Here is a 10,597-nt window from a genome sequence, read left to right on the forward strand (position 1 = left end):
TCCGCGCTCTGAGGGGTCTCCCGCGCACGGGGCGCCCGTACCGGGTGGCGCCGCCCCGCGACGCGCGGGGCGGCGCCGTTGCGGAGGTCAGCCGAAGTCGATGTCACTGCACAGGAAGTACTTCTGGTCCATGTGCGACGCCTTCCAGACCGTGACGAGGACGTGTCGGCCGCTGTAGCCGGAGGTGGACACGTCGGTCTTGTACTCGAACTGGGAGCCGTACCGGCCGGTCTGCTCGACGAGGTCCAGGTCGTCCCAGCCGATCATGGAGCTGGTGGGGTCGAAGCCCTGCTCGGTGATGTAGATCTTCAGGTAGTCGGCGCCGTGCCGGGCCACGTCCTGCACCGTGACGGGGAAGCTGCTGCCGACCCTCGTGGCCTGCCACGGACCGGGGTTGTCCATAGGCGCGTAGCGCCCGCCCTCCGCGCGCCCGGCGCTGCAGATCTGGCCGTCGGGGACGGCGCTCTCGATGTCCTCCCCCAGGTTGTTGGCGTACAGGGCGTTCCAGTTCCACATGGCGTCGGGGCTCTGGTTCCAGGCCAGGTAGCACATGAAGTCCTGCTCCTGCATCCCCGGCGCGCCGGGGCCGTTCCAGCGGGTGGCGCAGCCGTAGTTGCGGGTGGGCGGGTCGACGACGGTGCCGTGGGCCGAGGCGCGGGTCGGCTGGAAGGTCAGCGCCGTGGCGACCAGGGATAACAGCAGCGCGACGTGCAGGGCGGTCCGGCGTCGGGTCGCGGGTGGTGCGGTGTGCATGCGGTGTCCTCCGGGTGTGGAGTGGTGCCGGGTGTGGAGTGGTGCCGGCGGCAGGGGTGCCGGTCGGCGGACGGGCGTCCGGGACGTCCGCGAGGGCGGTGGCGCCGTCGGGTGTCGACGACGCCACCGCTTTCGCACGAGCGGGACCGGCCGGCCGCCACCGAGCGGTCCCGCTCACCCCGCGCGGTCGGGCCGCGCGGGGGCGTCTTGGGGTGTGTCGGTCGCGTCGTCGAGCGGGTGCCGGGCCCGTCGCGGCCGGTCGGCGGACATGAGCACCAGGCAGGCGGTGATCAGGACGAGGTTCTTGACGACGAACTCGCCCTCGGTGGTGAGCAGCAGCGGGTTGCCCGCCTGGAACGCCGCCTGCGGCTGGACCACCAGGACCAGGAACGTCCCCAGCAGGTGGACCAGGGCGACCGCCGCGACCCGGTCCAGTCGGCGGCCGAGCCACAGCGCCGCGCCGAGCACGACCTCCACCGAGCCCAGCGAGACCAGCAGCAGGTCTCGGTCCAGCCAGGGCGCGGTGCGGGCGACCAGGTCGGCGACCGGTGTCACGTCGGCGACCTTGAGGGCGCCGAACCACACGAACACCAGGCCGAGCGAGCCGCGCAGCAGCGTCACCGCGCGGGCGGTCACGGCGCACCGCAGGTGGTGGTGTCGACGGGGTCGACGCGCCACTGCCCGTCGTGCAGGCGCAGCAGGTGCTCGCCGGTGCGCTCGCCGTGCTTCCAGGAGACCCGGGCGAGGTCCGGTCCGTCGGCGACGATGCCGAGCACCTCGTAGGGGACCCCGGGTGCGCAGTGCGCGAGCCGGTCGACGAACACCTCCCGCGGGTCGCGCTGCTGGGCGTCGGCGGTCCACATGTCCCAGGCCGCGGTCGGGTCGCCGCCGGAGAGCAGGCCGAGGTAGGTGGTGGCGACCCCGCGCAGTCGCGCGGCGTCCTCCGCGGTGACGGAGTGGTGCCGGTGGTGCGAGTGGTCGGGTTCGCCGGACGCGCAGCCGGCGGAGACCACGGCGGTCAGGGCGAGGCAGACGAGGGTTCTCACGTGGGTCCTCCCGGGATGGCCGGGTGGCGGCCCGCGTCGTTGCGGGGCCGCCACCCCTACCTGGCGTCAGTTGCCCAGGCGCTTGGTGCCGTACTGGGAGATCCAGTTGTTGCCGCCGACGTTCAGGTCCGCCAGGACCTCGACGGAGTCCCGCGTGGCCTCCAGGCTCATCGAGCCCTGGTTGGAGCCAGCCAGTTCGTAGGTCCAGCTCTGCCCGACCGGGATGTTGCGGTCGGCCAGCGGCACGTCGTGGAAGCCGAACCGGATGATGTAGTGCGACTCGCCGTTGCCGCGCGGGACCTCGACGTAGTCCTGCTGGGGGTGCCCGTACTGGACGGACGCCCGGTAGTGGTGGTCCACCGAGCCCGAGGGGGCGCGGAACTTCAGCACCAGGCAGTCGGTGTGCACGGGTGCGCTGCTGGTGTTGGTGAAGATGAGCTTGCGGCTGCCGTAGGCGGTGCCGCCTTCGAGCTGGACCTTGACCGACAGGCCGACGTTGCTCTTGAAGCCGGTGTTCAGCGGCTCGTCCAGGACCGGGTTGCGGCCCGGCACGGCGTAGTCCGTGCCGCGGCGGCACCGCTCCAGCGGCGAGCCGTCCACGGAGGAGGGGCCGTCCGGGTACTGCTGGCCGTGGGCCGCCGGTCCCGCGCTCACGGGGGACGTGACCGCGACGACGTTCGCGCTCGCGGGCAGCGAGGACGCGACGAACGCCGCGGACAGCGCGAGACCGGCGACTCCGGTGGCGGACCAGGCCGCCTTGGCCGTTTTCTTCATGGGTGTGCCTCCGTCAGGATCGGAAGGGAGCACCGGGGAAGTGTTTCCCGCCGGGACTCGGTACACCGTGGCGGCGGCGTCTTCAGGTTAGGGGAACGTATTTTTCTTTGTCCAGACTCGTTTTTCCGCGATCAATCCCGTTTTTCGGGCACCACGTCACGACCGTCAGTCCACAACGGACGGGTGGTTGGTCGGCCGTGCGCCGGGGACCGCTCGGTCAGCCGGTGGGGGTCCACTTCTGGCTGTTCCACGTGCCGCAGTCCCACAGGTGCAGGCGGGCGCCGTCGGCGGTGCTCTGGCCTTCGACGTCCAAACAGCGGCCGGACTTGAGGTTCTTCAGGGTGCCGTTGGACTGGAAGGCCCACTTCTGGCTGTCCCAGGTGCCGCAGTCCCACAGGTGGGCCTTGGTGCCGTTGGCGGTGGCGCCGCCCTCGACGTCCAGGCACTTGCCGCCGGACTTCAGCTGCTGCCCGTCGAGCGCCCAGGTCATGGCGGGCGCCGCGGCGCAGGCCCACTGCTGGATCGCGGTGCCGTTGGCCGTGCCGCCGCCCGCGCGGTCGAGGCACTTGGCGGTGGCGCCGTTGACGATCCGGCCGCCGGTGACCGGGTCCGGGTCGGGGCCGGGGTTGCCGCCGCCGGGGCCCCAGGCGTTCCAGTTGTCCCAGGTCTCGGCGTCGAAGCCGATGCGGCCGGGCTTGTCGGCGGCCCAGTTGGTGCCGGACTTGTCGATGACGGTGCCGCCGACGGTGTAGTTCTCCAGCTTCAGGCCGCGGCTGTCACGCGTCTCGTTGCCGAGGGTGACCTTCTGCCCGCCGCTGTTGCTGTACCGCTTGAGGAGGTTGACCTGCGAGGACGCGTCGAGGTGGTTCCAGGCGTCGATCTTGAGGTTCTTGACGTGGACGTTCTCGGTGCTGGACAGGGCGAAGACGCGGATGGCGCAGTTGGTCATGCCTTCGACGGTGATGTTCTCGAAGGTCATGTTCCTCACCCACGCGTTGGGGTCGGCCTTGGTGGTCGAGCCCATGTCCTCCCAGTGCGAGGAGGAGTTGAGGACGCAGGTGTTGTACTTGACGTCCTTCCAATACATCCGGTTGTGGATGACGTGGGTGTTGTTCACGCGCACGTTGTCGATGTTGCGCGGGGTCCAGCCCCATTGGATGACGGGGCCGTTCTCGTTCTTCCAGATCACCGTGTTGTCGATGGTGACGTCGCTGTGGTACATCTTCAGCACGTCGTCGTTGGCGTTGAAGAACGTGTTCTTCATGGTGCTGCCGCGGTACAGCTCGATGCCGTCGGTCTGCCAGTACCAGGAGCCGACCTGCTTGTAGTTCTCGACCCTCATGCTGAACGTCTGCTCGTCGCCGTAGACGACGAACGAGTGGTACGGCGGTTCGTTGATGGTCACGCCCTGCAGGTCCAGGTGCTGCTGCCGACCGCCGGCCGACTGGAACTGCAGCATCTTCACGCAGGTGGAGTGGCAGTTCGAGGAGCCGGAGAGGTGGTTGTAGCCGTTGGCGGTGTCGGCCTCGTAGACGTACTGCTCACCGGAGAGCACGCCGTAGCCGGTGACCTTGTAGAGGCCCTGGCTGTCGTCGGGGAAGCGGATGGCCCCCTTCACGTACGCGCCGGGCGCCAGGTAGACCCACTTGACCTGCTTGGGCAGCAGCGCGTGGTACTTCGAGGTCATGTAATAGGTGCCGGGCCGGAAGTACACGATCTCCTCGCTGATCGTGTTCAGGTTGGTGACCTGCCCCTGCGGCGGGTAGTAGGTGCTGCCCGAGGACGACGTGGGGATCAGCCGGTCCCGCTCCGCACCGGTGGGCGCCGGTTCAGCGAAGATCATCATGGAGTTGCGCGGCTCGGTGTGGATGGCGCGGTTGCCGTTGCCCGACGACGTGGTGAGCTTGCCGGCGTCGGTGGCCGGGCCCGACATGTCGTTGTACGCGGTGTAGAGCTGCGGGTCGAACTCGACGGAGAAGCGGTGGCCCGCCGCGCTGTAGGGCACCTTGATGCGCACGGTGTCGCCGTCGACGAGCTGCTTGACGAAGTTCAGGCTGCTCGGCTTGATCTTGACCTGGTCGGCCGAGGAGACGCTCTGGCCGGTGCGCAGGGAGACGTCCACCCACACGTCGGTGGCGTACTGGAAGGACGACCAGCTCATGGTCAGGTTCGCCGACGAGGAGAACTCCGCGCCGTCCTCCTTGGTGTAGCCGATCTTGCCCTTGCCGCTGCGCGCGATGCTCATGTACGCGAACGAGTCGTACCTGGTCGTCGGCGCGGCGGCGGTGGCCACCTGGACGTCGTAGAACGACGAGCGCCGGACCTTGTCGCTCGCCACCGGGCTGGTGGTGTTGAACTCGTGGTTGTCGTGCCACCACGTCTTGAGCTGATCGCTGTCGGCGGTGGAGACGGCGGCGGCCTGAGCCGGCGGTGTCCCCACCCCGGCCGGCGCGAGGGCGCCGACCAGGGCGAGGGCCAGACCGGCGACGAGCGCCGCCGGTCGGATCTTTCTTGCTGCGGACATGCGAAATCCTCTTCTCGTCATTGGGAAGGGTTTGCGTCGTGCTACCGCGGCCTCACTTCATGAAGACGTGTGCGGACCACGGCTCCATGGCGATCCGGCCGCTCACGACCGACGGCTCGTCGACGTTGGACAGCAACAGGTCGGCAGCCGACCAGCCGCCGTCCAGGACGGCGGTTCGCGGTGTGCCGTCGAGGTTGGCCACGACGAGCAGCCGGTCGTCGTTCAGGGTGCGCTCGTAGGCGTAGAGGTGGGGCTCGTCGGCCAGGAGCATCCGGAAGTCGCCGCGGGCGATCACCGGGAGCGCGTGGCGCAGCTCGATGAGCCGCCGGTAGTGGTTGAAGACGGAGCGCGGGTCGTCGTACTGGGCGGCGGCGTTGAGCCAGGTGTGGTTGGGGTTGACCGCGAGCCACGGTCGGCCGGTGGTGAACCCGGCGTTGGGGCTCGCGTCCCACTGCACGGGGGTGCGGGCGTTGTCGCGGCCCATCGCGCGCAGGCCGCGCAGCACCTCGTCCGGGTCCGTTCCGGCGGCGACGGCCTCGCGGTAGTGGTTGAGCGACTCCACGTCGCGCAGGTCGTCGATCGACCGGAACGGCGCGTTGGTCATGCCCAGCTCTTCGCCCTGGTAGATGTAGGGCGTGCCGCGGTGCAGGTGCAACACGGTGGCCAGCGCCGTGGCCGACTCGCGCCACCACGTACCGTCGTCGCCGAAGCGGGACACCACCCGGGGCTGGTCGTGGTTGTTCCAGTACAGGCTGTTCCAGCCCACCTCGCCCAGAGCGGTCTGCCACCGGCCCAGCGACGCCTTGAGCGCCCGCAGGTCCAGCGGGCGCGGGTCGAACTTGCCGCCCGGGCCGTGGTCGAGCGAGACGTGCTCGAACTGGAACACCATGTCCACCTCGTGCCGCGCCGGGTCGGTGAACAGCCGCGCCTGCTCCCACGTCACCCCGGGCATCTCCCCCACCGTCAGCAGGCCCTCGCGGCCGGCGAAGACCTCCCGGTGCATCTCCTGGAGGAAGTCGTGCACCCGGTCCCGCGTGCCGTAGTGCGGGTAGCCGTCGCCCAACCCGGCGGTGCCGGTCAGGGCGCCGTCCGGGAGGGCCGGGTCCTTGGCGATCAGGTTGATCACGTCCATGCGGAACCCGTCGACGCCGCGGTCCAGCCACCACCGCATCATCTCGTACACGGCGTGGCGGACCTCGGGGTTCTCCCAGTTCAGGTCCGGCTGGCGGCGGTCGAACAGGTGCAGGTAGTACTCGCCGGTCGCCTCGTCCAGCGTCCAGGCCGGCCCGGAGAAGAACGACTCCCAGTTCGTCGGCTCCGCGCCCGGCTGCCCCGCCTCGAACCCCTCGCGCGGTGGCCGCCACCAGTACCAGTCCCGCTTCGGGTCGTCCTTCGACGAGCGCGACTCGACGAACCAGGCGTGCTGGTCGGAGGTGTGGTTGACCACCAGGTCCATCACCAGCTTCATGCCGCGGGCGTGCAGCTCGGCCACCAGCCGGTCGAAGTCCGCCAGCGTGCCGAACGCCGGGTCGATCGCCTGGTAGTCGGAGATGTCGTACCCGTTGTCGGCCTGCGGCGAGGCGTAGACCGGCGACAGCCAGACCACGTCGACGCCGAGCCGTTCCAGGTGGTCCAACCGGGAGGTGATCCCGTTCAGGTCACCGATCCCGTCACCGTCGGAGTCGGCGAAACTCCGCGGGTAGACCTGGTACACCACCGCCGACCGCCACCAGCCGGTCCCCTGCGTCATCGACACCCCTCGTGAGCCTCGGCCCGAACACGACCCCGCCATGTTCCCACCGCCGGGTGACCGCCATCCGGCGGACACCCGAACCGTCGGGGCTGGTGCGCTACGTGGCCGGGTGCACGCCGGGGCCGTGGTCGGGGTCGTCGACCGGCGCGAGCGGCGTCGGGCTCAGCGACGCCTCGTCCTCGCCCTCCTCCAGCAGCGTCGCCGCCGGGCCCACCACCTTCGGGTCCGGCTCGCCCACCACCTCCGGGTCCTTGTCGGCGTAGTCCACGCGCGCCAGCACGCTGCGCATCGCCTCGATCCGGGCCCGCTTCTTGTCGTTGCTCTTCACCACGGTCCACGGCGCGGCCTCGGTGTCCGTGGCCCGGAACATCGCCACCTTCGCCTCGGTGTAGGCGTCCCACAGGTCCAGCGACCGCACGTCGTTCGGGCTCAGCTTCCACTGCCGCACCGGGTCGACCTGCCGGATCAGGAACCGCGTCCGCTGCTCCGCCCGCGAGACCGAGAACCACAGCTTGACCAGCATGATCCCGTCGTCCACCAGCATCCGCTCGAACGTCGGCGCCTGCCGCGTGAACCGCTCGTACTGCTCGTCGGTGCAGTACCCCATCACCCGCTCGACCCCGGCGCGGTTGTACCAGGACCGGTCGAACAGCACGACCTCGCCCGCCGTCGGCAGGTGCTCGACGTACCGCTGGAAGTACCACTCGCCCTGCTCGCGCTCGGTCGGCTTGCCCAGCGCCACCACCCGCGCGCCCCTCGGGTTCAGGTGCTCGGTGAACCGCTTGATCGTCCCGCCCTTGCCCGCCGCGTCCCGCCCCTCGAACACGATGACCACCCGGCCACCCGTGTCCTTGATCCAGTACTGGAGCTTCAGCAGCTCGATCTGCAGCAGCCGCTTCGACAGGTCGTACTCCTCGCGGGTCATCCGCTCCGAGTACGGGTAGTTCTCCCGCCACGTGTCCACCAGCGACCCGTCGGAACGCCGCAGCACGGGGTCGTCACCGTCCTCGTAGTCCACCACGAGGTCGTCGACCGACAGGTCCGGGAACCGGTCCGAGATGTCGAGCGCGTTGTTCACCCCACCGGCTTACCCCCGCCGCGAGCACGGCAAACGGTCACACCACCGACGCCTCGGGCACCCGCAGCGACACGAACGACGTGGTCCTCCGCAGCTCGAAGCCCAGCGACTCGTACAGCCGGATCGCCCCGGTGTTGCCCGCCGCCGCGTGCATGATCGGCGTCTCGCCGCGCGCCCGGATGCCGTGCGCCACCGCCAGCACCAACCGCGTGGCCAGCCCACGCCCCCGGTACGCCGGGTCCGTGCACACCGCGCTGATCTCGGTGTACCCCGGCGGTCGCAGGCGCTCACCCGCCATCGCCACCAGCCTGCCGTCCCGGCGCACCCCCAGGTACGCGCCCAGCTCGATCGTGCGCACCCGGAACGGCCCCGGCCGCGTGCGCTCCACCAGGTCCAGCACCTCCGGCACGTCCGCCGGCCCCAGCCGGACCGCCTCGGCGAACGGCTCGTCCGGCACGTCCGCGGCCACCAGCTGCACACCGGGCACCCGGTCGACCACCTCCCAGGCCCCCGGCGGCGCCAGCGACGAGTTCACCGCCACCACCGCGCCCGGACCGGCCAGCGCGGCCACGTCCGACCACACGCCGTCACCCGGGTCGTCGGCCACGGCCAGGAACGGCGCCACGTCCGGCACGTAGCGCCGCGCCTGCCCGCGCACCTCGGCGAAACGCGCGTGCGCACCGGTCAACGACGCCCAAGCCGGGTTGTCCAACGGCGAAGACATGTCACCCCCAGGAGTTCGAGACAGGACGAATCTAGTGCCCGGCCAGGGGGTGTCCCACGGAGTGGAAACTCTTGATGCGCAAGGATCTCATCACTCAGCGGGGTGGTTCGCCGGCCCGATGGTGGGAGGCGTGTGGTGCGCGCCCCGCGGCACGTGCATGGTGGAGGGCGTGACCCGAAGGCACGGGGCCGGGTGTCCACGCGGAACACCTCGGCGCCGGGAGGAGGTGGCTCACGAACCGATCGCGACAAAGGGGTGGGTTTCGCATCGCGTGCCGGGCCCACCCCTCCGCGGCGGTCATGGTGCGGCGGTCACGACCCGGCGGTCACGACCCGGCCGCCACGACCCGGCCGTCACGGTGCGGTCAGCTTGGTGAGGTCGGGGGCGTAGACGGTCATCCAGTGCGGGCGCAACCGGTAGTAGATCACGTCCTTGTCCCAGTCGGTCTGGTCGCCGTAGAAGTCCTTGAAGTACGCGAGCAGGTCCGGCCAGTCCGGGGCCGGGTCGCCGTCCTCCGGGTTGAGGACCTCCACCGTGCCGTGCGTGAACACGCCCAGGTCCTCGCCGCGCAGGTGCGCGACGCTCGCGGCGGGCCGGGCGGCGAGGTGGCGGGCCTTGGCGGCGGTGCGCGCCGTGCCGAAGTGCCACCGGCCGTGCAGGAAGTGCCCGTCCACGCCGCTGATCCGCGGTTCGCCCTTGGCCGTCACGGTGGACAGGGCGAGCGTGCACATGCCGGTCAGCACCCCGGTGAGCTGCTCCGCGGTCAGCGTGCGCTCGGCGACGATCGAGCGGAGGTGGTCGGTGGAGCGGGACAGGGAGGCGTCGAGCAGGGCTTGGAGTTCGGCGAGTTCTTCGGCGGTTTCGCGCATGGGGCCACCGTATCCAGTCCCGCGAAGCGCTCCCGGGAAAGGGGATGCCGCCCCGAAGCGCCGGCCGAAAAGGCCCTGGGGCGGCACCGGGCCTCGCTACCATGACCGGGTGACCGCAGGTGAAGGCGCCACCCCCAGGCAGGCGTCGATCGGGGGCCCTGGAACGCGGTTCACCCTCCGCTCGTCCGCCGTGCTGTGCTGGCTCATGGTGGCGATGCCCGCGGTCCTGCTGTTCACCACCGACATCCCGTGGTGGGCGTGCGCGCTCATCGAGGTGCTGTTGCTGGTGTTCATCCTGCCGCTCGGGTTCGCGATCTGGTTCGACGCCGACGAGCACAGGAGCGACACCGAGCGGTTGCTGCGCGCCGGCCGCCCCGCGGTCGCGGAGGTCATCGGGCTGGAACTGGTCAGCCCCGGCGACGACAGCGCGGACGTCGCCGTGCTGCGCCTGCGCATCAGCGGTGACGACGTGTCCCCGTTCGAGGCGACCCACCGCGGTTCCACCGACCCGGAGCACCGGGTCGGCGCGCTGCTCCACGCGACCGTGGACCCGACCGACAACCTGTTCACCCTGAAGCGCCTCCACCGGCCGTGACGACCTCCCCGCCCTCCAGGTGCAGGCGCGTGCCGCCGAACCGCTCCCGCAGGCGGCGGTCGTGGGTGACCACCACCAGCGCGCCCGGGTAGTGGGCCAGCGCCGCCTCCAGGTCCTCCACCAGTCCGGGAGAGAGGTGGTTCGTGGGCTCGTCGAGCAGCAGCAGGTCGACCGGCCGGGTCACCAGCCGCGCCAGCTCCACGCGCCGCCGCTGCCCGTAGGACAGCTCGCCGAGCCGCGCGGTGAGGTCGCGGCGCTCGAACAGGCCCAGTGAGAGCAGGCGGTCGGCGTGTTCGTCCGGGTGGCCGGGCAGCCCCTCGGCGAACGCCCGCAGCACGGTCAGCCCCGGCCGCCACGCCGCCTCGTCCTGCCGCAGGTGGCCGACCCGCGCGGGCACGTCCGCCGTGCCGGAGCCGGGCCGCAGCTCGCCGCCGAGCACGCGCACGAGCGTGGTCTTGCCCCCGCCGTTCGGCCCGGTCAC

The 10,597-nt window shown here is 70.8% G+C and carries 11 protein-coding genes; 1 reads left to right on the plus strand and 10 read right to left on the minus strand.

Annotated features, from left to right (window positions below; all coding sequences use genetic code 11):
* Positions 1–87: 87 nt before the first annotated feature.
* The 9 genes from ACFV4N_RS32815 to ACFV4N_RS32855 form a co-directional block, all read right to left on the minus strand.
* The gene (locus ACFV4N_RS32815) at positions 88–753 is read right to left on the minus strand and encodes a lytic polysaccharide monooxygenase (RefSeq protein WP_499676529.1); all 666 of its coding nucleotides are present in this window, start codon (positions 751–753) and stop codon (positions 88–90) included.
* Between the two features lie 174 nt (positions 754–927).
* Positions 928–1,389, minus strand: coding sequence for a hypothetical protein (locus tag ACFV4N_RS32820; RefSeq protein ID WP_499676530.1), 462 nt, complete (start codon positions 1,387–1,389; stop codon positions 928–930).
* Complete coding sequence (locus ACFV4N_RS32825; RefSeq protein WP_499676531.1) at positions 1,386–1,799, minus strand: hypothetical protein; 414 nt, start codon at positions 1,797–1,799, stop codon at positions 1,386–1,388. Before ACFV4N_RS32825 ends, ACFV4N_RS32820 begins: the two co-directional genes overlap by 4 nt.
* Positions 1,800–1,865: 66 nt before the next feature.
* Entirely contained in the window at positions 1,866–2,573 is a 708-nt protein-coding gene (locus ACFV4N_RS32830) for a hypothetical protein (RefSeq protein WP_499676532.1), read from the minus strand.
* A 217-nt stretch (positions 2,574–2,790) separates the two neighbouring features.
* Complete coding sequence (locus ACFV4N_RS32835; protein WP_499676533.1) at positions 2,791–5,097, minus strand: family 49 glycosyl hydrolase; 2,307 nt, start codon at positions 5,095–5,097, stop codon at positions 2,791–2,793.
* A 52-nt stretch (positions 5,098–5,149) separates the two neighbouring features.
* Complete coding sequence (locus ACFV4N_RS32840) at positions 5,150–6,847, minus strand: glycoside hydrolase family 13 protein (protein WP_499676534.1); 1,698 nt, start codon at positions 6,845–6,847, stop codon at positions 5,150–5,152.
* A gap of 100 nt (positions 6,848–6,947) precedes the next feature.
* Positions 6,948–7,928 (minus strand): polyphosphate kinase 2, encoded by a 981-nt coding sequence (gene ppk2, locus ACFV4N_RS32845; protein WP_499676535.1) that lies wholly within the window; start codon positions 7,926–7,928, stop codon positions 6,948–6,950.
* Between the two features lie 37 nt (positions 7,929–7,965).
* Positions 7,966–8,652, minus strand: coding sequence for a GNAT family N-acetyltransferase (locus tag ACFV4N_RS32850; RefSeq protein ID WP_499676536.1), 687 nt, complete (start codon positions 8,650–8,652; stop codon positions 7,966–7,968).
* Between the two features lie 353 nt (positions 8,653–9,005).
* Positions 9,006–9,521 (minus strand): pyridoxamine 5'-phosphate oxidase family protein, encoded by a 516-nt coding sequence (locus ACFV4N_RS32855; protein ID WP_499676537.1) that lies wholly within the window; start codon positions 9,519–9,521, stop codon positions 9,006–9,008.
* A gap of 109 nt (positions 9,522–9,630) precedes the next feature.
* Here ACFV4N_RS32855 and ACFV4N_RS32860 point away from each other — a divergent pair, with 109 nt between their 5' ends.
* The gene (locus ACFV4N_RS32860) at positions 9,631–10,116 is read left to right on the plus strand and encodes a hypothetical protein (RefSeq protein ID WP_499676538.1); all 486 of its coding nucleotides are present in this window, start codon (positions 9,631–9,633) and stop codon (positions 10,114–10,116) included.
* Here ACFV4N_RS32860 and ACFV4N_RS32865 read toward each other — a convergent pair.
* Positions 10,088–10,597: ATP-binding cassette domain-containing protein (locus ACFV4N_RS32865; RefSeq protein ID WP_499676539.1), on the minus strand; the 510-nt coding region annotated here is incomplete at its 5' end. The two genes, ACFV4N_RS32860 and ACFV4N_RS32865, sit on opposite strands and share 29 nt — an antisense overlap.

It is taken from the genome of Actinosynnema sp. NPDC059797, assembly GCF_042732085.1.
Lineage (GTDB): Bacteria > Actinomycetota > Actinomycetes > Mycobacteriales > Pseudonocardiaceae > Actinosynnema.

Coding starts and splice junctions, on each gene's coding strand:
- ACFV4N_RS32815 (WP_499676529.1), bottom strand. CDS start 753: ATGCACACCGCACCACCCGCGACCCGACGCCGGACCGCCCTGCACGTC.
- ACFV4N_RS32830 (WP_499676532.1), bottom strand. CDS start 2,573: ATGAAGAAAACGGCCAAGGCGGCCTGGTCCGCCACCGGAGTCGCCGGT.
- ACFV4N_RS32835 (WP_499676533.1), bottom strand. CDS start 5,097: ATGTCCGCAGCAAGAAAGATCCGACCGGCGGCGCTCGTCGCCGGTCTG.
- ACFV4N_RS32840 (WP_499676534.1), bottom strand. CDS start 6,847: ATGACGCAGGGGACCGGCTGGTGGCGGTCGGCGGTGGTGTACCAGGTC.
- ACFV4N_RS32850 (WP_499676536.1), bottom strand. CDS start 8,652: ATGTCTTCGCCGTTGGACAACCCGGCTTGGGCGTCGTTGACCGGTGCG.
- ACFV4N_RS32855 (WP_499676537.1), bottom strand. CDS start 9,521: ATGCGCGAAACCGCCGAAGAACTCGCCGAACTCCAAGCCCTGCTCGAC.